This window comes from Pseudomonas sp. RIT-To-2, from assembly GCF_029623465.1.
Classification (GTDB): domain Bacteria; phylum Pseudomonadota; class Gammaproteobacteria; order Pseudomonadales; family Pseudomonadaceae; genus Aquipseudomonas; species Aquipseudomonas silvicola.
This window is the reverse complement of record NZ_JAPYKM010000001.1, coordinates 154191-175927: the sequence shown is the minus strand read 5'-3', so window position 1 is coordinate 175927 and position 21737 is coordinate 154191. Positions and strand designations below refer to the sequence as shown.

The following is a 21737-nucleotide window of genomic DNA, read 5'->3' as shown; positions in this document are numbered from 1 at the left end:
TACGTCAACTCAGCCGGGCTCCCGGGCCTTGGGCAAGGTGAAGCCGGACACCGAGCGGCGCATTTCACTGGCCATCTGCGCCAGGTTGCCGATGCTTTCGGCGGTGGTGGTGGTGCCGGACGAGGTCTGTTCGGTGATCTGCTGAATAACAGACATGGTATGGGATATCTGCCCCGCCGAGCTGGTCTGCTGCTGCGCGGCAGCGGAGATGGTCTGGATCAGCGCGGCGAGGTCTTCGGACACACCTTCGATCTCCTCCAGCGCCACGCCGGCGTCATGGGCCAGGCGCGCGCCACGCACCACCTCGAAGGTAGTCTGCTCCATGGAGATGACCGCTTCGTTGGTGTCGGCTTGAATCGCCCGCACCAGCATCTCGATCTGCCGGGTGGCCGAAGACGAACGCTCGGCCAGCCGCTGCACTTCGTCGGCGACCACGGCGAAGCCACGGCCCGCTTCACCGGCCATGGATGCCTGGATAGCGGCGTTCAGGGCCAGGATGTTGGTCTGGTCGGCAATGTCGTCGATCAGGCTGACGATATCGCCGATTTCCTGGGAAGACTCGCCCAGGCGCTTGATCCGCTTGGAGGTGTCCTGGATCTGTTCGCGGATGTTGTCCATGCCGCGAATGGTGTTGTGCACCACTTCACTGCCCTTGCTGGCGATGGTCACCGAGCGCTCGGCCACCTTGGCCGACTCCCAGGCATTGGTGCTGACACGGTCGATGGACTCGGCCATGTCACTGATGGCCATGGACGCTTCGCTGATCTGCTGGGCCTGCATTTCCGAGGCGCGGGCCAGCTGCCGGGCGCTGGCCTGGGTGTCCTGCACCGCGGCGGCCACCTCCTCGGCGGTGAGGTTGATGGTGGCCACCAGGTCGCGCAGCTGGTCGATGGAATAATTGATGGAGTCGGCGATGGTGCCGGTGAACTCCTCGGTGACGGAAGCGGTGACGGTCAGGTCGCCGTCGGCCAGGTCTTCGATCTCATCCAGCAGCCGCATGATGGCGGCCTGGTTGCGTTCGTTGCGCTGCGACGTTTCCCGCAACTGACGGTTGGTTTCACGCACCATCACCAGGCCGATCAGAATGATCGAGCCCAGCGCCAGCAGGCCCAGCACGTAGCCACCCACGGTATCCAGGGTGCGGCTGCCGGCCAGGTTCTCGAAGCTGTTGGCCAGGTGCGACGCTTCGTCCAGCAAGGTCTGCGACAGGCCGAAGATGGTGGTGGAGGCCTCGCGCACCTGGAACAACTGCGGCGAGGTCTCCAGTATCTCGTCGACGGAGCCCGAGACGAATTCGAACAGTTCGGCGATTTCCTTGAGCCGCGCCCGGGCATCCCGGTCCTGTACTTGGCTGATCTGGATGCTCGGGTCGCCATCGAGCATGCCTTTGAGCACCTGGCCGAAACGGTTGGCATCGCGGCCAAAAGAGGCGGCCGCGGCAGCAGCCGACTCGTCACCGGAGAGCACGGTGTTGACCGACCCCAGAATTCGTTCAGCCAGCAGTGACTGGCGCTGCGCCACCGCCACCTGGCTGGCCGGGGCACCGCGCAGCAGCAATATCTCCACCACCTTCTCGTATTCCACCTGCAGCTGCGGCACGGTCTCGCCCAGGGTGGCGGCCACCTGATGCAGGGACAGCACGGTTTGCTCGCTGGCCAGGATGGCGTCGGTATTCTTGCGCAGGCTCTCCCAGTCACGTTGCACCAGGCGCATTTCCTGGTGCACCGAGGCCGGGGCCGGCGGCAGGCCTGTACCCGTGTCGCCGGACTTGAGCAACGCCCAGCGGCGGTCGAAATCGTTGCGCGCCTCGGCCAGCAGCTTGAACGCCTGGGGCTTGCCGGAGGCGGCTTCGGTAGCATTCTTGGCAATGTTCTGCGACAGCACCCGCAGCTCGCCGGCGTTGCCGATGTACTGTTTGTCGTAGTTGGACTGCGTGTTGAGGTAGGCGAAGTTGGCGAACAACAGCATGATCGAGACAATCAGGACGACGAACAGCCCCGCGATCTGCGCACTGCTGCGCGAACGTTGTACCGTGTTTCCGGTTGCTGCCTTGTTCATTGCTCAGGTCCCCGCCTGCACTGCCGTGCGTTGTTCATTCCACTGCCGGCGCGCCGCTGACGAGTAGGGAGTTTCAAAGTGCCACATTCATGAAACCAGGGGTCTGCACCAGTGCATTGGGGCTGAAGACGTTCCATAGCTGGTCACGCTGGAAGTGCCCCTGGACGAAGGCGGACATGCCCTGGGGCAGGCCGGCGGTCACGGCGGGGTCCAGGCTGTGCAGCGGAAAGTGCTGCAAGCCGCCCACCTCGTCCACCAGCAGGCCGGCAAACAGCTCGTCACGGTCTATCACCAGTACCCGTCGATGCTTGTGCGGCTGCAACAGCTCATGACCGAGCAGCCCGCACAGGTCCATCACCGGCAACAGCCGCCCGCGCACGTTAGCCACGCCGAGCAGCCACGGCTTGACCCCGGGCACCTGGCTCAGACGTGGCTCGTGCAGTACCTCGGCCACCTCGCCCATGGGCGCCACGTACCAGTGCTCGCCCAGGCGAAAGCCGATGCCGCTCCAGGTCTGCAGGCGGTTTTCCTGCGACGGCAACTGCGCCGCTCGTTGCCGACAGCGCTGGTCGATGTCCAGCAGCAGTTCAAAGGCTGTCTGCGCCATGGCCGGGGGTCAGCCCGCCAGCACGGCGTTCAGTGTCCGGATCAGGGTTTCTTCATCCACAGGTTTGGTCAGGTAGTCCTTGGCGCCCTGGCGGGTACCCCAGATCCTGTCGGTTTCCTGGTCCTTGGTGGTGATCATGATCACCTTGATGTGAGCGGTCTCCTCCTCCTTGTGCAACTGGCGGGTCGCCTGGAAGCCGTTGAGGCCGGGCATGACGATGTCCATCAGCACTGCATCGGGCTTCTCCTGGCGTGCCAGGGCCACGCCATCAGCGCCGTTCTCGGCCTTGAGCACTTCATGACCGTGCTTTTCGAGCATGCCGGTCAGTTTGTACATTTCGGTCGGCGAGTCATCGACGATCAGAATACGAGCCATGCTGTTCCCCATCTTCATTAGTTAGTGCGCGGCGGCGAAACCCGGTACATGAGCCCTGATGGCCCCCACCAGTTCTTCCTGGCTGAAAGGCTTGGTCAGAAACTGATCGGAACCCACGATGCGCCCACGAGCCTTGTCGAACAGGCCGTCGCGGGACGACAGCATGATCACCGGGGTGGCCTTGAAGGCGCTGTTGTTCTTGATCAGCGCACAGGTCTGGTAACCGTCCAGGCGCGGCATCATGATATCCACAAAGATGATACGCGGATGATTGTCGGCGATCTTGGCCAATGCGTCGAAACCGTCGGTGGCGGTGATCACCTCGCAGCCGACGTTTTCCAGGAGCATCTGGGCGGTGCGGCGAATCGTCTTCGAGTCGTCGATCACCATCACCTTGAGCGCTACGGGGTGCTGTTTCATAGGGATCTGCTTTGGGCGCTGACAAACGAGCTGACCATACCGATGCGGCAGCGGGGGCGCAGCGGCGCTTCACCATCCGCATGTTCTCTGTACGACAGCGTAGCCCTCGCGGCTGCGGGGTTCTTCCACAATAACAAGCCTTTTTAGCACACTCAGGCGGCGGGTTCCATTCACGCCCCCCTTGACCCCGGGCCTTGGCAGCGCCACCCTGACGCCACTTTTGCACACCTATTTCCGGCGGCCCCAGCCGTCCCAAGGAGCTTCCCATGAGCGTACGCCTCGGCATTGTCATGGACCCCATCGCCGAAATTTCCTATAAAAAGGACAGTTCGCTGGCCATGCTGCTGGCTGCCCAGGAACGCGGCTGGACCCTGTTCCACATGGAAATCCAGGACCTGTACCAGGCCGGTGGCAAGGCCCGCGCGCGCATGCGCCCGCTGAAAGTCTTCGCCAACCCCGAACACTGGTTCGAATTCGAGTCCGAAGTCGATGCCCCCCTGGCCGACCTGGACGTGATCCTGATGCGCAAGGACCCGCCCTTCGACCTGGAGTTCGTGTACAGCACCTACCTGCTCGAACAGGCGGAAAACGACGGCGTACTGGTGGTGAACAAGCCGCAATCGCTGCGTGACTGCAACGAGAAAATGTTCGCCACGCTGTTCCCGCACCTGACACCGACCACCATGGTCAGCCGCCGGGCCGATATCCTGCGCCAGTTCGCCACCGAACACGGCGACGTAATCCTCAAGCCGCTCGACGGCATGGGCGGTACCTCGATTTTCCGGCACCGCCCGGGCGACCCCAACCTGTCGGTGATCCTGGAAACCCTGACCGCCAACGGCACCCAGCAGATCATGGCGCAGACCTACCTGCCGGCCATCAAGGACGGCGACAAGCGCATTCTGATGATCGACGGCGAGCCGGTACCCTATTGCCTGGCGCGCATTCCCGCCGCAGGCGAGACCCGCGGCAACTTGGCCGCCGGCGGCCGTGGCGAAGCCCGCCCGCTGACCGACAAGGACCGCTGGATCGCCGAACAGGTCGGCCCCACCCTGCGCGCCAAGGGCCTGCTGTTCGTGGGCCTGGACGTGATCGGCGAGCACCTGACCGAGATCAACGTCACCAGCCCCACCTGCATCCGCGAGATCGACGCTGCCTTCGGCACCAATATCGGCGGCCAGCTGATGGACGCCATCGATCGCAAGCTCAAGGCCCGCTGAGCGACAAGGCAGGGGTTTTTCCGCGCGGTGAGTTATGATGCACGCCCATTTTTTGCTGTTGGGCGTGCGCTGCCGGAACACCCCCGCGCCGCACGACTGCCGGATAACCGATGACTGCCGCAACCGACATCCCTGCCAAGTTTTCCCGTGCTGCCGTGCGCCCGGCGGACAGGCTCGGCTTTACCCTGTTCGTGGCCGCCCTGGTGCACGTGGTGGTGATCCTGGGCGTGAGTTTCACCGTCACCAAGCCTGAGGAAATTCGCCAGACCCTGGAGATCACCCTGTCTACCTTCAAGGACGCCAAGGCGCCGAAGAAGGCCGACTACCTGGCCCAGGACAACCAGCAGGGCAGCGGCACCCTGGAGCAGAAGGCACTGCCCAAGACTACCCAGGTGGCGCCTTTCCAGGACAACGTGATCAACAAGGTCACCCCGCCCCCCGCGGTGAAACCCGAGGTCAAGCCCGAGGTGGCACCCGTGAAGAAGGCGGTGACCACCGTGGCGCCCAAGCCGCAGAAGGTCGACACGCGCCGCGAAGCAGTCAAGCAGGAGGCCCAGCCCAAACCCGCGACGCCAGATTTCGACAGCACCAAGCTGTCCAGCGAGATCTCCAGCCTGGAGGCCGAACTGGCCCACGAACAACAGCTGTACGCCAAGCGCCCACGCATCCACCGCCTGACGGCCGCCTCGACCATGCACGACAAGGGGGCCTGGTACAAAGACGACTGGCGCAAGAAGGTCGAGCGCATTGGCAACCTCAACTACCCCGAGGAAGCACGGCGCCAGCAGATCTACGGCAGCCTGCGGCTGATGGTGTCGATCAACAGTGACGGTTCCTTGTATGACGTGATGGTGCTGGAGTCGTCCGGGCAGCCCTTGCTGGACCAGGCCGCCCAGCGCATCGTGCGCCTGGCCGCGCCATTCGCGCCTTTTACCGGCGACCTGTCGGACGTCGACCGCCTGGAAATCATCCGCACCTGGCGTTTCGCCAAGGGTGATCGTCTTTCCAGTAACTGATAGCGACGAAACAGTCTTTAACGGCGGCTTGTCAGCCCGGCTGCTCGACGCCACACTACAGGTATGAAGAACGTCGACCCGAGTTACCTCAAGCATCAATTCCTGATCGCCATGCCCCACATGGCGGACCCGAACTTTGCACAGACCTTGACCTACATCGTCGAGCACACGGCCAGTGGCGCCATGGGTCTGGTGGTCAACCGGCCCCAGGAACTGAACCTGGCCGATATCCTTGAACAGCTGCGCCCGGACATCGAACCGCCGGCCAGTTGCCAGCTCATCCCTATCTATGGCGGCGGGCCGGTGCAGACCGACCGCGGCTTCGTGCTGCACCCCAGCGGCCCGACCTATCAGGCCACGGTGGAGCTGGGTGGCATTTCGCTGTCCACGTCCCAGGACGTGCTGTTCGCCATCGCCGACGGGCTGGGCCCCAAGCAAAGCCTGATCACCCTGGGCTATGCCGGCTGGGAAGCCGGGCAACTGGAAGCCGAGCTTGCCGACAACGCATGGCTGACCTGCCCGTTCGACGCCGACATTCTGTTCGGCATGGACAGCGAGCAACGCCTGGGCGCCGCCGCGGCCCTGCTGGGGGTCAACCTCAGCCTGCTCACCAACCAGGCGGGGCACGCCTGATGGCCGCCATACGCCTGCTGCTGGGCTTCGACTACGGCACCAAACAGATCGGCGTCGCGGTTGGCCAGGTCATCACTGGCCAGGCCCGCGAGCTGTGCACACTCAAGGCCCAGAACGGCGTGCCCGACTGGAACCAGGTGGAAGCCCTGATCAAGGAGTGGAAACCCGACGCCATCGTGGTGGGCCTGCCCCTGAACATGGACGGCACCCCCAGCGAGATGTGCGAGCGCGCGGAAAAATTCGCACGCCGCCTCAACGGTCGCTTCAACCTGCCGGTGCACACCCACGACGAACGCCTGACCACCTTCGAAGCCAAGGGCCAGCGCATGGCCCGTGGCGGCCAGAAGGGCAGCTACCGTGACAACCCGGTGGACGCCATTGCCGCCGCGCTGCTGCTGCAGGGCTGGCTTGAGGAAAACGCCGGCACCTTCCAATCCTGACCCCCCGTTTCAAAAGCCGGGCGCTGGCCGCCCGGCCTTTCAAGGAGCAAGTGATGAGCCTTCCAAACCCCGCCCAACTGATCAGCCAGATGGCGGTCGACCTCAAGGCCCACCTGGCCCGCCGCACCATCACCGAGCCACGCTTCATCGGCATTCGCACCGGTGGCGTGTGGGTGGCCCAGGCCTTGCTCGAAGCACTGGGCAGCGATTCGCCGCTGGGTACCCTGGACGTGTCCTTCTACCGTGACGACTTCAGCCAGAATGGCCTGCACCCGCAAGTGCGTCCTTCGCAGCTGCCGTTCGAGATCGAGGGCCAGCACCTGATCCTGGTGGACGACGTGCTGATGAGCGGCCGTACCATCCGTGCCGCCCTCAACGAACTGTTCGATTATGGCCGCCCTGCCAGCGTCACCCTGGTCAGCCTGCTGGACCTGGACGCCAGCGAATTGCCGATCCGCCCCAATGTTGTTGGCGCAACCCTGTCATTGGCACCCCATGAACGGGTAAAATTGACCGGGCCCGCACCGCTCGCCCTCGAGCGCCAGGACCTCGCCTCCGCTTCCGCCTTTTAAGAGTCCCCCGCGATGACGCCTATCGACGCCAAGCGCCCGCTGCAGCTCAATGACCAGGGCCAGCTGCGCCATTTTCTCTCGCTCGACGGTTTGCCCCGTGAGCTGCTGACCGAAATCCTCGACACCGCCGACTCGTTCCTCGAAGTCGGCGCCCGGGCGGTCAAGAAAGTCCCGCTGCTGCGCGGCAAGACCGTGTGCAACGTGTTCTTCGAGAACTCCACGCGCACCCGTACCACCTTCGAGCTGGCAGCCCAGCGGCTGTCGGCCGACGTGATCACCCTGAACGTGTCCACTTCCTCCACCAGCAAGGGCGAGACCCTGTTCGACACCCTGCGCAACCTGGAGGCCATGGCTGCCGACATGTTCGTGGTACGCCACGCCGACTCCGGCGCCGCCCACTTCATCGCCGAACATGTGTGCCCCGACGTGGCCATCATCAACGGCGGTGACGGTCGTCACGCGCACCCCACCCAGGGCATGCTCGACATGCTGACCATCCGCCGGCACAAGGGCGGTTTCGAGAACCTTTCGGTGGCGATCGTCGGCGATATCCTGCATTCGCGTGTGGCCCGCTCGAACATGATCGCCCTCAAGGCACTGGGTTGCCCCGACATCCGCGTGGTGGCCCCCAAGACCCTGCTGCCAATTGGCGTGGAGCAGTATGGCGTGAAGGTCTTCACCGACCTGGAACAAGGCCTGAAAGACGTCGACGTGGTGATCATGCTGCGCTTGCAGCGTGAGCGCATGACCGGCGGCCTGCTGCCCAGCGAAGGCGAGTTCTACCGTCTGTTCGGCCTGACCACCGCGCGCCTGGCCGGGGCCAAGCCTGACTGCATCGTGATGCACCCGGGGCCGATCAACCGCGGCGTGGAGATCGAATCGGCCGTGGCCGATGGCGCCCACTCGGTCATCCTCAACCAGGTCACGTACGGTATCGCCGTGCGCATGGCAGTCTTGTCCATGGCCATGAGCGGCCAGAACGCCCAGCGTCAATTCGAGCAGGAGAACGCCCAGTGAGCCTCAGTATCCTAGGCGCTCGCGTCATCGACCCGGCCACCGGCCTGGACCAGGTCACCGACCTGCACATCAGCGAAGGCAAGCTCGTGGCCATCGGCGCCGCGCCCGCAGGCTTCAGCCCAAACCATACCCTGGAAGCCAATGGCCTGATCGCCGCCCCTGGCCTGGTGGACCTGAGCGTTGCCCTGCGCGAACCCGGTTACAGCCGCAAGGGCACCATCGCCAGCGAAACCCGCGCCGCCGCCGCTGGTGGCGTCACCAGCCTGTGCTGCCCGCCGCGCACCAAACCGGTACTGGATACCTCGGCCGTAGCCGAGCTGATCCTCGACCGCGCCCGCGAAGCCGGCCATGCCAAGGTGTTCCCCATCGGCGCCTTGAGCAAGGGCCTGGAAGGCGAGCAACTGGCCGAACTGGTAGCCCTGCGTGACGCCGGTTGCGTGGCCTTCGGCAATGGCCTGACCAGCTTCCAGAACACCCGCACCCTGTGCCGCGCCCTGGAATATGCTGCTACCTTCGACCTGACAGTGATTTTCCACTCCCAGGACCGCGACCTGGCCCAGGGTGGCTTGGCCCACGAAGGCCCGACGGCCAGCTTCCTCGGCCTGCCGGGCATCCCCGAAACCGCCGAGACCGTGGCCCTGGCCCGTGACCTGCTGTTGGTGGAACAAAGCGGTGTGCGTGCGCACTTCAGCCAGCTGACCACCGCCCGTGGTGTCGAGCTGATTGCCCAGGCCCAGGCCCGCGGGCTGCCGGTGACCGCTGACGTGGCGCTGTACCAGCTGATTCTGACGGATGAGGCGCTGATCGACTTCTCCAGCCTGTACCACGTGCAACCGCCACTGCGCACCCGCGCCGACCGCGATGCCTTGCGTGAAGGGGTCAGGTCGGGGGTGATCCAGGCCATTTCCAGCCACCACCAGCCCCACGAGCGTGATGCCAAGTTGGCGCCTTTTGGCGCCACCGAGCCCGGCATCAGCAGCGTGGAGCTGTTGTTGCCCCTGGCACTGACCCTGGTGGAAGACGGCCTGCTGGACCTGCCGACCCTGCTGGCCCGCCTGAGCAGCGGCCCAGCCGCGGCGCTGCGCTTGCCAGTGGGGCAACTGAGCGTGGGCAGCCCGGCCGACCTGGTGTTGTTCACCCAGAACGTCACCACCGTGGCGGGCGAACGCTGGTTGTCCAAGGGCGAGAACTGCCCGTTCCTGGGCCACAGCCTGCCAGGCGCGGTGCGTTACACCCTGGTGGATGGCCACATCGCTCATACCGACTGATACCTGCCCGGGCAGCCGGACGCGGTCCTGTGGGACCGGGCGCAAGCCCGGGAAACAGGCACCGCGGTTGCTCGGGCCGGCCCCTCCCGAGCATCAACCAGCCCGACAGAAAGCCGGTGCACCCGGTCCCGGGACTTATCGGGTGCTTTGCGCGTTTTTCAGGGAAATCTGGTCGTTCAAGGTCCAGAAGTCATACAGCACCCCCAGCCCGCACACGCCCAGTGTCAGGAAGTAGATGATCCCGCTGATCCATTTGCCCTGGTACATCCGGTGCACCCCGAATGCCCCCAGGAAGGTCAGCAGGATCCACCCCGCGTTGTAATCCAATGGTCCCGCGAAAAAACGCAGGTCCGCCTCCCGGTCCATGGCCGGGATCAGGAACAAGTCGATCAACCAGCCAATGCCTAGCAAACCGAAGGTAAAGAACCAGATCGTTCCGGTGATCGGCTTGCCGTAATAGAAGCGATGTGCCCCGGTAAAACCAAAAATCCACAGCAGGTAACCCAGCAATTTGCTGTGGGTATCCTGGTAGCGGCTGTCGTTCTGATAGCTGTTCATGAGCGCTCTGATACCCTCTGATAATTAAATTTTCTAAACGTTTATGTGACTTTTTTGTCTCTTGCCGACGTGTGGTCGCGTGACCGACAAGTCGAGCAAACCCTTGCCCCGCCTGACTTCCACAGAATTTTTGTGGGAATTTGCCGTAGATTGATCATTTTTCACTCAGGATCACTACCGACCAACGGGTTAAAAACTGATCAAAAAGCTGTTATAAAGTTGCGCGCTTACCCATACGAGCCTGCCTAATGCGTCCATTTTTGAAGACATGGCTGACCATCTGCCTATTATTGCCATTGGCTGCCCACGCCACCAATCGTGAGCAAAGACTTCCCGCCGGCTTCACCGGTCACGCCGCCAAGACCGGTGCCGCGGAACACACCCAGACCCCGGTGGAAACCACCGAACTGGCCACCAACACCACCAGCCGCGGCAAACGCCAGTCGGCGCGCAACCGCCACACCGGCCGCAAGACCATCGCTGTCGGCGGCCCGGCCGTCGCGCAGATGTCGCCCAAGCAAAGCAGCGAAGTGCTGTCGCGCGCGGTGAATGCGCTGGGCACCCCTTATCGTTGGGGCGGTAGCAGCCCAACCAAAGGGTTCGATTGCAGTGGTTTCGTGAAATATGCGTTCAACGACGTCAAGGCAGTCGACCTGCCACGCACGTCGAACGCCATGGCCGCTGGCCACGGCCAGAAGGTCGACCAGAAGGACCTGAAGCCCGGCGACCTGCTGTTCTTCAACATCAAGAGCCGCCGGGTCAACCATGTCGCCATCTACCTGGGCAACGACCGCTTCATCCACGCGCCACGGCGCGGCAAGGCGGTGAGCATCGATACACTGAACAAGCCTTACTGGCAGGAACACTACGTTGTTGCCAAGCGCGTCCTGCCCAAGGACCAGACCCTGCGTCTGACACAGCGCTGATTTCACCGTGAACCTGGCGTCGGCCCCTTGTCCGGCGCCAGGTGCATCCCCTCCCGGGCCTCTGTGCCCGTGCTCGACTCAAGCTTGATCATCAACCGCAGGTCGTTCGCCGAATCGGCATAGGCCAGCGCGTCCTGATAACTGATCGCCTTTTCCCGATAGAGTTCATATAGCGCCTGGTCCAGGGTACGCATGCCCTGATCATTGGTGCGGCTCATCAACGTCTTCAGGCCTGGCACTTCGCCCCGGCGAATGCGCTCGGCCATCAGTGGCGTGTTCACCAGTATCTCCACCACGGCGCGGCGGCCGGCGCCGTCAGCCGAGGGAATCAGTTGCTGGGCAATGATCGCCCGCAGGTTCAACGACAGCTCCATCCACACCTGCACGTGGCGGTCCATGGGGAAGAAGTTGATGACCCGCTCCAGCGCCTGGTCGGCGTTGGAGGCGTGCAAGGTGGCCACGCACAGGTGGCCTGTTTCCGCGAACGCCAAGGCCTGCCCCATGGTCTCGCGGCTGCGCACCTCGCCGATCATGATCACATCCGGGGCCTGACGCAGGGTGTTGCGCAGGGCTACCTCGAACGACTCGGTATCGATGCCCACCTCGCGCTGGGTGACGATGCAGCTCTGGTGCTCGTGCAGGAACTCGATGGGGTCTTCGATGGTGATGATGTGGCCGGTACTGTGCTTGCTGCGGTGGTCGATCATCGCCGCCAGGGTCGAGGACTTGCCGGTGCCGGTAGCGCCCACCACCAATATCAGGCCCCGCTTGAGCATCGACAGGCCGCGCAGGGTGTCGGGCAGCTTGAGATCGTCGAAGGTTGGAATGCGGCTCTCGATGCGCCGCAGCACCATGGCCGGCAAGCTACGCTGGAAGAACGCGCTGACGCGGAAGCGGCCGATATCCCGGGCATGAATGGCGAAGTTGCATTCCCGGCGCTCGGTGAACTCCACGCGCTGGGCTTCGCTCATCAGCCCCAGCACCGCCTCGCGTACCTGTTCGGGGCTCATGGCGGTACGGGTGACGGGCATGATCCTGCCGTGCACCTTGAGCGAGGGCGGCAGGCCAGGGGTGATGAACAGGTCGGAGCCGGATTTGTCGACCATCAAGCGCAACAGCTTCTCGAACTCCATGCCCCGCCCTCGCGTCCTGGAAAAACCGCTCCCCCGTCAGCCTAGTCGCGGCTGGCCGGGGTGCCCAGGCAGCCGGTCAGAAGTTGTCCGGCGCCTTGGCCTTCTCGCGGGCGGCGTCACGGCCAATCAGGCCCCGGCTGACCAAGTCCTTCAGGCACATGTCCAGGGTTTGCATGCCCAGGGCCCCACCGGTCTGGATGGAGGAATACATCTGCGCCACCTTGTCCTCGCGGATGAGATTACGGATAGCCGGGGTACCGATCATGATCTCGTGGGCCGCCACCCGGCCGCCGCCGATCTTCTTCAGCAGGGTCTGGGAGATCACCGCCTGCAGCGACTCGGAGAGCATGGAGCGAACCATGGACTTCTCCTCGGCGGGGAACACGTCCACTACACGGTCGATGGTCTTGGCCGCGGAGGTGGTATGCAGGGTACCGAACACCAGGTGGCCGGTCTCGGCGGCGGTCAAGGCCAGGCGAATGGTTTCCAGGTCGCGCATTTCACCCACCAGGATCACGTCCGGGTCTTCGCGCAGGGCCGAACGCAGGGCGTTGGAGAAGCTCTGGGTGTCGCGGTGCACTTCACGCTGGTTGACCAGGCACTTCTTCGATTCATGGACGAATTCGATCGGGTCCTCGATGGTGAGGATGTGGTGGTGCTTGTTGTTGTTCAGGTAGTCGATCATCGCCGCCAGGGTGGTGGACTTGCCTGAACCGGTGGGGCCGGTGACCAGTACCAGGCCCCGCGGCACGTCGGTAATCTTTCGAAACACATCCCCCATGCCCAGGTCATCCATGGTCAGCACCTTGGAGGGAATGGTACGAAACACCGCGCCGGCGCCACGGTTCTGGTTGAAGGCGTTGACCCGGAAGCGTGCCACCCCCGGTACTTCGAAAGAAAAGTCGGTTTCCAGGTATTCCTCGAAGTCCTTGCGCTGCTTGTCGTTCATGATGTCGTAGATCAACTCGTGAACGGCCTTGTGGTCCAGCGCGGGCAGGTTGATGCGCCGCACATCACCGTCCACGCGGATCATCGGTGGCAGGCCGGCCGACAGGTGCAGGTCCGATGCGCCTTGCTTGGCGCTGAAAGCCAGCAACTCAGTAATGTCCATGAGACTCCCCAAATACAGACAAGCAGGTAGAATGCCCCGGCCCCCAAGACCCGCTGGCGCAAATTAATGTCCACGATAGCAGACAACGTTTTACGGGTAAGCGCCCGAATTCACGACGCCGCACGGGCCGTGCAGCGCGACCCGGCCAGCATCGGCCTGCTGGCGGTGAGCAAGACCAAGCCAGCCGAGGCTGTTCGCGAGGCGTTCGCCGCCGGAATCGAAGAATTCGGCGAAAATTACCTGCAGGAGGCGTTGGGCAAACAGGCCCAATTGACCGACCTGCCCTTGACTTGGCATTTCATCGGCCCCATTCAGTCAAACAAGACTCGCGCCATTGCCGAGCATTTTGCCTGGGTGCATTCCGTGGACCGCCTGAAAATTGCCCAACGCCTGTCGGAGCAACGCCCGGCCGACCTGCCGCCGCTCAACATCTGCATTCAGATCAACGTCAGCGGCGAAGCCAGCAAGTCCGGCTGTACCCCAGCCGACCTGCCGGCCCTGGCCACGGCGATTGCCGCGCTGCCACGCCTGAAGCTGCGCGGGCTGATGGCAATTCCAGAACCCACTGAGGACCGCGCGGCACAAGACGCGGCCTTTGCCACCGTTCGCACCTTGCAAGAAAGCCTGAACCTGCCACTGGACACTTTATCCATGGGCATGAGCCACGACCTGGAGGCCGCTGTCGCACAAGGCGCCACCTGGGTTCGTATCGGCACTGCCCTGTTCGGCGCCCGCGACTATGGCCAACAGCCCTAGCGCGGGTTCCACCGCAACCTCTCAAGGACCTGTCATGAGCAAAACTCGTATTGCCTTTATCGGCGCCGGAAACATGGCCGCCAGCCTGATCGGCGGCCTGCGTGCCCAGGGCCTGGACGCGACGCTGATCCGTGCCAGCGACCCGGGTGCCGACACCCGCGCGAAAATCAGCGCCGAGCACGGCATCGAAACCTTCGCCGACAACGCCCAGGCGGTCGATGGTGCCGACGTGGTGGTGCTGGCTGTCAAGCCCCAGGCCATGAAGGCCGTGTGCGAGGCCCTGCGCCCTGCCCTCACCCAGTCCCAGGTGGTTGTCTCCATCGCCGCCGGTATCACCTGCGCGAGCATGGCCGCCTGGCTGGGCGAACGCCCTATCGTGCGCTGCATGCCCAACACCCCCGCACTGTTGCGCCAAGGCACCAGCGGCCTGTACGCCAACGCCCTGGTCAATGAAGAACAGCGCGGCCAGGCCGAGCAACTGCTATCGGCCGTGGGCCTGGCACTGTGGCTGGACGAAGAGCAGCAACTGGATGCCGTCACCGCCGTGTCCGGCAGCGGCCCGGCCTATTTCTTCCTGCTGATGGAAGCCATGACCGCCGCCGGCGAGAAGCTGGGCCTGCCCCGTGAAACCGCGGAAAAGCTGACCCTGCAGACCGCCCTGGGCGCTGCGCACATGGCTGTGGCCAGCGATGTCGATGCCGCTGAACTGCGCCGCCGCGTCACCTCACCGGCCGGCACCACCGAGGCCGCCATCAAGTCGTTCCAGGCCAACGGTTTCGAAGCCCTGGTTGAAAAGGCGCTGGGCGCCGCGGCACATCGCTCGGCGGAACTTGCCGAACAACTGGGCAAATAAGGAGCACTGCATGAATGCGATTTCCGGCGCCACGATCTTCGTGGTGCAAACCCTGGTCAGTTTCTACCTGGCCATCGTGCTGTTGCGCTTCGTGCTGCAACTGGTCAAGGCCAACTTCTACAACCCGTTGAGCCAGTTCGCGGTCAAGGCCACCCAGCCGCTGCTCAAGCCGCTGCGCCAGGTGGTGCCAAGCATCGCCGGCCTGGACACCTCATCCCTGCTGCTGGCCATCGTCATTCAGGCGCTGCTGATGGCCTTCGTGATGATGCTCACCTACGGCACCATCCTGGACCTGCCGCACCTGTTGATCTGGGCGCTGCTGGGGGTGTTCTCGCTGTTCCTGAAGATTTTCTGGGTAGCGATGATCGTCATGGTGATCGTCTCCTGGATCGCCCCGGGCACCCACAACCCGGCCGCCGAACTGGCCTACCAGATCGCCGAGCCGATCCTGGCGCCGTTCCGCCGCATGCTGCCGAACCTGGGCGGCCTGGATATCTCGCCGATCTTTGCCTTCCTGGCCATCCAGGTCATGCAGAGCTTCTTCATGCCCAAGCTGGCTGAAATGGCGCAGATGCCCGATGTGCTCTGGCGTTTGATCTGACGTCGGTGTAACGCCGTTGCCGAGCTTCGCCCGTTCCCGCAAGAGGTGTTGATCGCCCCCTGCGGGAACGGGCGACGCTCGGGAAAAAGGCGACAGCATTCCATCGCTTGCCGCTAGCCCCCCCGCTCTTTAGACTTACGCCTCATTTATGCGAGAGCAGGGTCGATGTCCACTGTCTTCCCCGAAGATTCCGTCGGTTTAGTCACACCGCAAGTTGCCCATTTCAGCGAGGCCCTGGCCCTGGCCTGCGGCCGGTCGCTCAATGCCTATGACCTGGTCTACGAAACCTACGGCCAGCTCAATGCAACCGCCAGCAACGCGGTGCTGATCTGCCACGCCCTGTCGGGCCACCACCATGCCGCCGGCTACCACTCGGTCGACGACCGCAAACCGGGCTGGTGGGATAGCTGCATCGGCCCCGGCAAGCCAATCGACACCAACCGTTTCTTCGTGGTCAGCCTCAACAACCTCGGCGGCTGCAACGGTTCTACCGGCCCCAGCAGCCTCAACCCGGAAACCGGCAAACCGTTCGGCGCCGACTTCCCGGTGCTCACCGTGGAGGACTGGGTGCACAGCCAGGCCCGCCTGGCCGATTACCTGGGCATCACCCAGTGGGCGGCCGTGGTCGGTGGCAGCCTGGGGGGCATGCAGGCCCAGCAGTGGACCATCACCTACCCGGACCGCGTTCGCCACTGCCTGGCCATTGCCTCGGCACCCAAGCTGTCGGCGCAGAACATCGCTTTCAACGAAGTGGCACGCCAGGCCATCCTCACCGACCCCGAGTTCCATGGCGGTTCGTTCCAGGAAATGGGCGTGATCCCCAAGCGCGGCCTGATGCTGGCGCGCATGGTGGGCCACATCACCTACCTGTCGGACGACTCCATGGGCGAGAAATTCGGCCGGGGCCTCAAGAGCGAGAAGCTCAACTACGACTTCCACAGCGTGGAATTCCAGGTGGAGAGCTACCTGCGCTATCAGGGCGAGGAGTTTTCCGGGCGCTTTGACGCCAACACCTACCTGCTGATGACCAAGGCACTGGACTACTTCGACCCGGCCGCCAACCATGGCGACGACCTGGCCAGGACTTTCGCGGGCGCCAAGGCCGATTTCTGCGTGATGTCCTTCACCACCGACTGGCGCTTCTCCCCGGCCCGCTCGCGGGAAATCGTCGATGCGCTGATGGCTGCACGCAAAAACGTCTGCTACCTGGAAATCGATGCACCGCAGGGCCACGACGCCTTCCTGATCCCGATCCCACGGTACCTGAAGGCGTTCAGCAGCTATATGAACCGAATTGCGATCTGAGGAAGCCATGAGAGCCGATCTTGAAATCATCCAGGACTGGATCCCGGCCGGCAGCCGCGTGCTCGACCTCGGTTGCGGTAACGGCGAATTGCTGGCCTGGCTGCGCGACCACAAGCAGGTGACCGGCTACGGCCTGGAAATCGACGCTGACAACATCAACGAGTGCGTGCGCAAGGGCGTCAACGTGGTGGAGCAGGACCTGGACAAGGGCCTGGGCAACTTCGCCAGCAACAGCTTCGACGTGGTGGTCATGACCCAGGCCCTGCAGGCCGTGGAATACCCGGACCGCATCCTCGATGAGATGCTGCGCGTGGGCCGCCAGTGCATCATCACGTTCCCCAACTTCGGCCACTGGCGTTGCCGCTGGTACCTGGCGCGCAACGGCCGCATGCCGGTGTCGGAATTCCTGCCGTATACCTGGTACAACACGCCGAACATCCACTTCTGCACCTTCAAGGACTTTGAAGAGCTGTGCCAGGAGCGTCAGGCCCAGGTACTCGACCGTCTGGCGGTCGACCACCAGCACAGGCATGGCTGGGCCAGCAAACTGTGGCCTAATCTGTTGGGTGAGATCGGCATTTACCGGGTCAACAGCCCGGGCCTGCAGGAGCACCGTCTGGCGGTGTGAACCTGCCTACCCACGGAGAACGACCATGCGCCAGTTCGCTGCCTTCCTGTTCGCCCTGTGCCTCGCCCTTCCCGCCGTGGGGGCCGAGGCCGCCAAGGGCAACCGCCAGGAGCAGCTGGGCGAGCTGACCGTGCATTACAATGCGATCACATCGAGCATCCTGCAGCCAGGCATCGCCAAGGCCGCGGGGCTTCTGCGCAGCAAGAACCTGGGTGTGCTGAACGTGGCGGTGGAAAAGGCCGGCAAGTCCTTTCCTGCTGCCATCAGCGGCACCGTGACCGGGCCTGAGGGCAAGAAGGAAGACCTGACCTTCACCCAGGTGACCGAGCAGGGCGCCGTTTCCTACGTTACACAGTTCCAGATTCCGCAGGACGCGACCTATACCTTTGACCTCAGCATCAAGGCGGCCGGTGACACCAACCGCCTGAGCTTCGACCAAGAACTCTTTCCGGGCGACTCATGAACTTCACGCAACTCGTGCTGGCCAGCCATAACGCCGGCAAACTCAAGGAACTCCAGGCCATGCTGGGCGGCAGCGTACAGCTGCGCTCGGTGGGCGAATTCAGCCAGGTAGAGCCGGAAGAGACCGGCCTGTCGTTCGTCGAAAATGCCATCCTCAAGGCCCGCAACGCGTCCCGCCTGTCCGGCTTGCCGGCACTGGCCGACGACTCGGGGCTGTCGGTGGACTTTCTCGGCGGCGCCCCAGGCATCTATTCGGCACGCTATGCCGACGGCCAGGGCGACGCAGCCAACAACGCCAAGCTGCTCGATGCGCTGAAGAACGTGCCCGAAGCCGAACGCGGTGCCCAGTTCGTCTGCGTGCTGGCCCTGGTGCGCCACGCCGATGACCCGTTGCCGATTCTGTGCGAAGGCCTGTGGCACGGCCGTATCCTGACCGCCGCCAGTGGCGAACACGGCTTTGGCTACGACCCGCTGTTCTGGGTGCCGGAGCGCGACTGCTCCAGCGCCGAGCTGAGCCCTGTGGAAAAGAACCAGCTCAGCCATCGTGCTCGCGCCATGGCCATTCTGCGTCAACGTCTGGGCCTGGCATGACCACCACCACGCTGTTCGCGGGCGAGGATGGTTTCTCCTCGGTCGCGCCGCGGGCGCCATTGCCCGTGCTGCCACCCCTGGCGCTGTACATCCATATTCCCTGGTGCGTGCGCAAATGCCCGTACTGCGACTTCAACTCCCACGCCGCCAGCCCTGTTCTGCCGGAAGAGGAGTACGTAGACGCCCTGCTGGCCGACCTGGACAATGACCTGCCGGCCACTTACGGTCGCCCGCTGAGCTCTATCTTCTTCGGCGGGGGTACCCCCAGCCTGTTCAGCGCGAAAGCCCTGGGGCGGTTGCTGGAAGGCGTGGAACAGCGCATCCCATTCGCTGCGGACATCGAGATCACCCTGGAGGCCAACCCGGGTACCTTCGAGCAGGAAAAATTCAGCGCCTACCGCAAGCTGGGCATCAACCGCCTGTCCATCGGTATCCAGAGTTTCCAGGAAGCCAAGCTCGAAGCCCTGGGCCGTATTCATACCGGCAGCGAAGCGGTACGTGCTGCCGACATGGCCCGCCAGGCAGGGTTCGACAACTTCAACCTGGACCTGATGCACGGCCTGCCCGACCAGTCCCTGGACGAAGCACTGGACGACCTGCGCCAGGCCATCGCCCTCCAGCCCACGCACCTGTCCTGGTACCAGCTGACGCTGGAGCCCAATACGGTGTTCTGGAACCAGCCGCCCGTGCTGCCCGAGGACGATACCCTGTGGGACATCCAGGAAGCCGGCCAGGCCTTGCTGGCCGAGCACGGTTACGCCCAGTATGAAGTGTCTGCGTATGCGCAGCCCGGCAAGGCGGCGCGGCATAACCTCAATTACTGGAGCTTCGGCGATTTCATCGGTATCGGCGCGGGTGCCCACGGCAAGCTCAGCCACCCGGACGGGCGCATCGTGCGCACCTGGAAAACCCGGCTGCCCAAGGACTACCTGAACCCGGCCAAGCCCTTCCAGGCAGGCGAGAAGCTGCTGGCGCTGGACGAACTGCCCTTCGAGTTCCTGATGAACGCCCTGCGCCTGACCCAGGGTGTGGAAGCACGACTTTACCCACAGCGCACCGGGTTGACCCTGGAAAGCCTGGGTGAAGGCCGCCGCCAAGCCGAACAAAAGGGCCTTTTGCAGGTCGAACCGTCGCGCCTGGTTGCCACGCCTCAGGGCCAGTTGTTTCTCAACGACCTGCTGCAGTATTTCTTGATTTAAGGATTGGCCATGGAATTAGTGTTGAACCTGCTTGCTACCGCATCGCGCTGGAGCCGCGGGAACCTCTCGGAAATTGCCCTGGCGCTGGTGGGTTGCCTGCTGGTGCTGTTTGGGGCCGACATCAAGGCCTGGCTGGATCAGCGTGTGGGCGGCATGGCGGGGGCGTTGCGGGTGCCAGTGATGGCGCTGGTGTGCTGCATTGGCAGCGGCGCGGCGTTGATCTATGCCACGCCGTGGGTGGTGCGCGGGCTGAGCCAGTTCAACAACTACAGCCTGGCGCCGGTGTTGCTGGTGGTGCTGGTGCTGATCGGCGTGGTCGCCGACCGCAAATAATCCGCCGCCCCCTGTGGGACCGAGCGAGGCTCGGTCCCACAGCAAGCGTGCGAGACGCAGGTCATCAATCGACCTTTTCGAACTTCAGGTCCCACACGCCATGGCCCAGGCGCTCGCCGCGGCGTTCGAACTTGGTGATCGGGCGTTCGGCGGGGCGCGGCACGCACTTGCCGTCTTCGGCCTGGTTGCGGTAACCCGGCGCCACTTTCATCACTTCCAGCATGTACTCGGCATAGGGCTCCCAATCGGTGGCCATGTGCAGCACACCACCCACTTTCAGCTTGCTGCGTACCAGTTCGGCGAACGCCGGCTGGACGATGCGACGCTTGTGGTGGCGACTCTTGTGCCACGGGTCCGGAAAGAACAGCATCAGGCGGTCGAGGCTGTTGTCCGCGATGCAGCGCTTGAGCACTTCGATGGCGTCGGTGTCGTAGACCCGCAGGTTCTTCAGGCCCTGGGTCAGCACGCCATTGAGCAGTGCACCCACACCCGGGCGGTGAACCTCGATGCCGATGAAGTCGTGCTCCGGTGCGGCCGCGGCCATTTCCAGCAGCGAATGGCCCATGCCGAAGCCGATTTCCACGGTGCGCGGGGCGCTGCGACCAAACACCTGGTCATAGTCCACGGGTGCGTCGGCCAGCGGCAGCACGAACAGGGACGCGCCCTGGTCCAGGCCGCGCTGCTGGCCTTCGGTCATGCGCCCGGCGCGCATCACGAAGCTCTTGATAGCGCGGTGCTGGCGCTGTTCGCCCTCACCCTGCACGTCGTCGTTTTCAGGGGTCGGGGTATCTTGCGGTTCAGTCATGGTGGCTCTTACTTGATCAGACCATCCAGCGGCGATGAGGCGCTGGCATAGAGTTTTTTCGGCATGCGCCCGGCCAGGTAGGCCATGCGGCCGGCGACAATGGCGTGCTTCATGGCCTGGGCCATCAGCACCGGGTTCTGTGCGTGGGCGATGGCCGAGTTCATCAGCACCGCTTCGCAGCCCAGTTCCATGGCAATGGTAGCGTCCGACGCGGTACCCACGCCGGCATCCACCAGCACCGGTACCTTGGCTTCTTCCAGAATGATCTGCAGGTTGTAGGGGTTGCAGATACCCAGGCCGGTGCCAATCAGGCCGGCCAGCGGCATCACCGCGATGCAGCCGATTTCGGCCAGCTGGCGGGCGATGATCGGGTCGTCGCTGGTGTACACCATCACGTCGAAACCGTCCTTGACCAGCACTTCGGCGGCCTTGAGGGTCTCGATGACGTTGGGGAACAGGGTTTTCTGGTCGGCCAGCACTTCCAGCTTCACCAGGTTGTGGCCGTCCAGCAGTTCACGCGCCAGGCGGCAGGTGCGCACGGCTTCCACCGCGTCGTAGCAGCCGGCGGTGTTGGGCAGAATGGTGTAGCGGTCAGGCGGCAGCACGTCTAGCAGGTTGGGCTCGCCAGGGTTCTGGCCGATGTTGGTGCGGCGCACGGCCACGGTGACGATCTCGGCCCCCGAGGCTTCGATGGCCAGGCGGGTTTCTTCCAGGTCGCGGTACTTGCCGGTACCGACCAGCAGGCGCGATTCGAAGGTACGGCCGGCCAGGATAAACGGCTTGTCGCTAGGCAGATTGCTCATCGTCATTCCTCTCGAGGGTTGAAGGGGTACAGCAGGCGGTGCGCCGC

The 21737-nt window shown here is 63.9% G+C and carries 26 protein-coding genes; 17 read left to right on the top strand and 9 right to left on the bottom strand.

The features are described from left to right. Positions 1-9: 9 nt before the first annotated feature. From QBK88_RS00905 to pilG, 4 genes are all read right to left on the bottom strand, one after another. Complete coding sequence (locus QBK88_RS00905; RefSeq protein WP_158153383.1) at positions 10-2058, bottom strand: methyl-accepting chemotaxis protein; 2049 nt, start codon at positions 2056-2058, stop codon at positions 10-12. A 73-nt stretch (positions 2059-2131) separates the two neighbouring features. Continuing rightward, the gene (locus QBK88_RS00900) at positions 2132-2665 is read right to left on the bottom strand and encodes a chemotaxis protein CheW (RefSeq protein WP_277960531.1); all 534 of its coding nucleotides are present in this window, start codon (positions 2663-2665) and stop codon (positions 2132-2134) included. Positions 2666-2674: 9 nt separating this feature from the next. Beyond that, positions 2675-3040, bottom strand: coding sequence for a twitching motility response regulator PilH (gene pilH / locus QBK88_RS00895; RefSeq protein WP_277960530.1), 366 nt, complete (start codon positions 3038-3040; stop codon positions 2675-2677). 21 nt (positions 3041-3061) lie between these two features. Then, a complete protein-coding gene (gene pilG / locus QBK88_RS00890; protein WP_277960529.1) occupies positions 3062-3460 on the bottom strand; it encodes a twitching motility response regulator PilG in 399 nt (132 codons plus the stop codon). Positions 3461-3726: 266 nt separating this feature from the next. On the opposite strand from pilG, the gene gshB reads away from it, so the two are divergent. The 7 genes from gshB (at position 3727) to QBK88_RS00855 (ending at position 9626) form a co-directional block, all read left to right on the top strand. Continuing rightward, positions 3727-4680 (top strand): glutathione synthase, encoded by a 954-nt coding sequence (gshB, locus tag QBK88_RS00885; RefSeq protein ID WP_277960528.1) that lies wholly within the window; start codon positions 3727-3729, stop codon positions 4678-4680. Positions 4681-4790: 110 nt separating this feature from the next. Further along, the gene (locus QBK88_RS00880) at positions 4791-5696 is read left to right on the top strand and encodes an energy transducer TonB (RefSeq protein WP_277960527.1); all 906 of its coding nucleotides are present in this window, start codon (positions 4791-4793) and stop codon (positions 5694-5696) included. Between the two features lie 63 nt (positions 5697-5759). After that, positions 5760-6329 carry a YqgE/AlgH family protein gene (locus QBK88_RS00875; RefSeq protein WP_158153389.1) on the top strand — a complete coding sequence of 190 codons (570 nt, stop codon included), beginning with the start codon at positions 5760-5762 and terminating at the stop codon, positions 6327-6329. Next, complete coding sequence (ruvX, locus tag QBK88_RS00870) at positions 6329-6769, top strand: Holliday junction resolvase RuvX (protein WP_158153390.1); 441 nt, start codon at positions 6329-6331, stop codon at positions 6767-6769. The genes QBK88_RS00875 and ruvX overlap by 1 nt, the downstream gene beginning before the upstream one ends. 53 nt (positions 6770-6822) lie before the next feature. Then, positions 6823-7341 (top strand): bifunctional pyr operon transcriptional regulator/uracil phosphoribosyltransferase PyrR, encoded by a 519-nt coding sequence (gene pyrR / locus QBK88_RS00865; RefSeq protein ID WP_277960526.1) that lies wholly within the window; start codon positions 6823-6825, stop codon positions 7339-7341. Positions 7342-7353: 12 nt separating this feature from the next. Then, entirely contained in the window at positions 7354-8358 is a 1005-nt protein-coding gene (locus QBK88_RS00860; protein ID WP_158153392.1) for an aspartate carbamoyltransferase catalytic subunit, read from the top strand. After that, a complete protein-coding gene (locus tag QBK88_RS00855) occupies positions 8355-9626 on the top strand; it encodes a dihydroorotase (RefSeq protein ID WP_277960525.1) in 1272 nt (423 codons plus the stop codon). Before QBK88_RS00860 ends, QBK88_RS00855 begins: the two co-directional genes overlap by 4 nt. 135 nt (positions 9627-9761) lie before the next feature. Here the strand turns inward: QBK88_RS00855 and QBK88_RS00850 are convergent, their stop codons facing one another. Beyond that, on the bottom strand, positions 9762-10184 hold the full coding sequence (locus tag QBK88_RS00850; RefSeq protein WP_277960524.1) for a TM2 domain-containing protein: 423 nt from the start codon (positions 10182-10184) through the stop codon (positions 9762-9764). A gap of 248 nt (positions 10185-10432) precedes the next feature. Here QBK88_RS00850 and QBK88_RS00845 point away from each other — a divergent pair, with 248 nt between their 5' ends. After that, positions 10433-11110, top strand: a complete 678-nt coding sequence (locus QBK88_RS00845) for a C40 family peptidase (RefSeq protein ID WP_277960523.1) — start codon at positions 10433-10435, stop codon at positions 11108-11110. Positions 11111-11112: 2 nt separating this feature from the next. On the opposite strand, the gene QBK88_RS00840 is transcribed toward QBK88_RS00845, so the two are convergent. Next, the gene (locus QBK88_RS00840) at positions 11113-12243 is read right to left on the bottom strand and encodes a PilT/PilU family type 4a pilus ATPase (RefSeq protein ID WP_277960522.1); all 1131 of its coding nucleotides are present in this window, start codon (positions 12241-12243) and stop codon (positions 11113-11115) included. Positions 12244-12319: 76 nt separating this feature from the next. Next, positions 12320-13354 carry a type IV pilus twitching motility protein PilT gene (locus tag QBK88_RS00835; protein ID WP_158153397.1) on the bottom strand — a complete coding sequence of 345 codons (1035 nt, stop codon included), beginning with the start codon at positions 13352-13354 and terminating at the stop codon, positions 12320-12322. 66 nt (positions 13355-13420) lie between these two features. Between QBK88_RS00835 and QBK88_RS00830 the strand changes: the two genes are divergently transcribed. From QBK88_RS00830 to QBK88_RS00790, 9 genes are all read left to right on the top strand, one after another. After that, positions 13421-14110 (top strand): YggS family pyridoxal phosphate-dependent enzyme, encoded by a 690-nt coding sequence (locus QBK88_RS00830; RefSeq protein WP_158153398.1) that lies wholly within the window; start codon positions 13421-13423, stop codon positions 14108-14110. A gap of 34 nt (positions 14111-14144) precedes the next feature. Continuing rightward, on the top strand, positions 14145-14963 hold the full coding sequence (gene proC, locus QBK88_RS00825) for a pyrroline-5-carboxylate reductase (RefSeq protein WP_277960521.1): 819 nt from the start codon (positions 14145-14147) through the stop codon (positions 14961-14963). 10 nt (positions 14964-14973) lie between these two features. After that, on the top strand, positions 14974-15564 hold the full coding sequence (locus QBK88_RS00820; protein ID WP_268147429.1) for a YggT family protein: 591 nt from the start codon (positions 14974-14976) through the stop codon (positions 15562-15564). Positions 15565-15729: 165 nt separating this feature from the next. Next, positions 15730-16869: a homoserine O-succinyltransferase MetX gene (metX, locus tag QBK88_RS00815; protein WP_277960520.1), complete on the top strand. Its 1140-nt coding sequence runs from the start codon at positions 15730-15732 to the stop codon at positions 16867-16869. Between the two features lie 7 nt (positions 16870-16876). Further along, positions 16877-17497 carry a methionine biosynthesis protein MetW gene (metW, locus tag QBK88_RS00810; protein WP_158153402.1) on the top strand — a complete coding sequence of 207 codons (621 nt, stop codon included), beginning with the start codon at positions 16877-16879 and terminating at the stop codon, positions 17495-17497. Positions 17498-17522: 25 nt separating this feature from the next. Then, positions 17523-17960 (top strand): DUF4426 domain-containing protein, encoded by a 438-nt coding sequence (locus QBK88_RS00805; protein WP_277960519.1) that lies wholly within the window; start codon positions 17523-17525, stop codon positions 17958-17960. Then, positions 17957-18550 carry an RdgB/HAM1 family non-canonical purine NTP pyrophosphatase gene (gene rdgB, locus QBK88_RS00800; protein ID WP_277960518.1) on the top strand — a complete coding sequence of 198 codons (594 nt, stop codon included), beginning with the start codon at positions 17957-17959 and terminating at the stop codon, positions 18548-18550. Before QBK88_RS00805 ends, rdgB begins: the two co-directional genes overlap by 4 nt. Further along, the gene (gene hemW, locus QBK88_RS00795) at positions 18547-19749 is read left to right on the top strand and encodes a radical SAM family heme chaperone HemW (RefSeq protein WP_277960517.1); all 1203 of its coding nucleotides are present in this window, start codon (positions 18547-18549) and stop codon (positions 19747-19749) included. The genes rdgB and hemW overlap by 4 nt, the downstream gene beginning before the upstream one ends. A gap of 9 nt (positions 19750-19758) precedes the next feature. Next, a complete protein-coding gene (locus QBK88_RS00790; protein WP_158153406.1) occupies positions 19759-20082 on the top strand; it encodes a DUF3392 domain-containing protein in 324 nt (107 codons plus the stop codon). 64 nt (positions 20083-20146) lie between these two features. Here the strand turns inward: QBK88_RS00790 and trmB are convergent, their stop codons facing one another. Both trmB and QBK88_RS00780 read right to left on the bottom strand, forming a co-directional pair. After that, positions 20147-20794: a tRNA (guanosine(46)-N7)-methyltransferase TrmB gene (gene trmB, locus QBK88_RS00785; protein ID WP_277960685.1), complete on the bottom strand. Its 648-nt coding sequence runs from the start codon at positions 20792-20794 to the stop codon at positions 20147-20149. Between the two features lie 101 nt (positions 20795-20895). Then, positions 20896-21690, bottom strand: a complete 795-nt coding sequence (locus QBK88_RS00780; protein WP_158153408.1) for a thiazole synthase — start codon at positions 21688-21690, stop codon at positions 20896-20898. Positions 21691-21737 lie beyond the last annotated feature (47 nt).

What these genes read in the sequence shown, in the direction of transcription:
- QBK88_RS00905 (WP_158153383.1), bottom strand. Translation starts at nt 2,058, where the DNA reads ATGAACAAGGCAGCAACCGGAAACACGGTACAACGTTCGCGCAGCAGT.
- QBK88_RS00900 (WP_277960531.1), bottom strand. Translation starts at nt 2,665, where the DNA reads ATGGCGCAGACAGCCTTTGAACTGCTGCTGGACATCGACCAGCGCTGT.
- pilH (WP_277960530.1), bottom strand. Translation starts at nt 3,040, where the DNA reads ATGGCTCGTATTCTGATCGTCGATGACTCGCCGACCGAAATGTACAAA.
- pilG (WP_277960529.1), bottom strand. Translation starts at nt 3,460, where the DNA reads ATGAAACAGCACCCCGTAGCGCTCAAGGTGATGGTGATCGACGACTCG.
- gshB (WP_277960528.1), top strand. Translation starts at nt 3,727, where the DNA reads ATGAGCGTACGCCTCGGCATTGTCATGGACCCCATCGCCGAAATTTCC.
- QBK88_RS00880 (WP_277960527.1), top strand. Translation starts at nt 4,791, where the DNA reads ATGACTGCCGCAACCGACATCCCTGCCAAGTTTTCCCGTGCTGCCGTG.
- QBK88_RS00875 (WP_158153389.1), top strand. Translation starts at nt 5,760, where the DNA reads ATGAAGAACGTCGACCCGAGTTACCTCAAGCATCAATTCCTGATCGCC.
- ruvX (WP_158153390.1), top strand. Translation starts at nt 6,329, where the DNA reads ATGGCCGCCATACGCCTGCTGCTGGGCTTCGACTACGGCACCAAACAG.
- pyrR (WP_277960526.1), top strand. Translation starts at nt 6,823, where the DNA reads ATGAGCCTTCCAAACCCCGCCCAACTGATCAGCCAGATGGCGGTCGAC.
- QBK88_RS00860 (WP_158153392.1), top strand. Translation starts at nt 7,354, where the DNA reads ATGACGCCTATCGACGCCAAGCGCCCGCTGCAGCTCAATGACCAGGGC.
- QBK88_RS00850 (WP_277960524.1), bottom strand. Translation starts at nt 10,184, where the DNA reads ATGAACAGCTATCAGAACGACAGCCGCTACCAGGATACCCACAGCAAA.
- QBK88_RS00845 (WP_277960523.1), top strand. Translation starts at nt 10,433, where the DNA reads ATGCGTCCATTTTTGAAGACATGGCTGACCATCTGCCTATTATTGCCA.
- QBK88_RS00840 (WP_277960522.1), bottom strand. Translation starts at nt 12,243, where the DNA reads ATGGAGTTCGAGAAGCTGTTGCGCTTGATGGTCGACAAATCCGGCTCC.
- QBK88_RS00835 (WP_158153397.1), bottom strand. Translation starts at nt 13,354, where the DNA reads ATGGACATTACTGAGTTGCTGGCTTTCAGCGCCAAGCAAGGCGCATCG.
- QBK88_RS00830 (WP_158153398.1), top strand. Translation starts at nt 13,421, where the DNA reads ATGTCCACGATAGCAGACAACGTTTTACGGGTAAGCGCCCGAATTCAC.
- proC (WP_277960521.1), top strand. Translation starts at nt 14,145, where the DNA reads ATGAGCAAAACTCGTATTGCCTTTATCGGCGCCGGAAACATGGCCGCC.
- QBK88_RS00820 (WP_268147429.1), top strand. Translation starts at nt 14,974, where the DNA reads ATGAATGCGATTTCCGGCGCCACGATCTTCGTGGTGCAAACCCTGGTC.
- metX (WP_277960520.1), top strand. Translation starts at nt 15,730, where the DNA reads ATGTCCACTGTCTTCCCCGAAGATTCCGTCGGTTTAGTCACACCGCAA.
- metW (WP_158153402.1), top strand. Translation starts at nt 16,877, where the DNA reads ATGAGAGCCGATCTTGAAATCATCCAGGACTGGATCCCGGCCGGCAGC.
- QBK88_RS00805 (WP_277960519.1), top strand. Translation starts at nt 17,523, where the DNA reads ATGCGCCAGTTCGCTGCCTTCCTGTTCGCCCTGTGCCTCGCCCTTCCC.
- rdgB (WP_277960518.1), top strand. Translation starts at nt 17,957, where the DNA reads ATGAACTTCACGCAACTCGTGCTGGCCAGCCATAACGCCGGCAAACTC.
- hemW (WP_277960517.1), top strand. Translation starts at nt 18,547, where the DNA reads ATGACCACCACCACGCTGTTCGCGGGCGAGGATGGTTTCTCCTCGGTC.
- QBK88_RS00790 (WP_158153406.1), top strand. Translation starts at nt 19,759, where the DNA reads ATGGAATTAGTGTTGAACCTGCTTGCTACCGCATCGCGCTGGAGCCGC.
- trmB (WP_277960685.1), bottom strand. Translation starts at nt 20,794, where the DNA reads ATGCGCGCCGGGCGCATGACCGAAGGCCAGCAGCGCGGCCTGGACCAG.
- QBK88_RS00780 (WP_158153408.1), bottom strand. Translation starts at nt 21,690, where the DNA reads ATGAGCAATCTGCCTAGCGACAAGCCGTTTATCCTGGCCGGCCGTACC.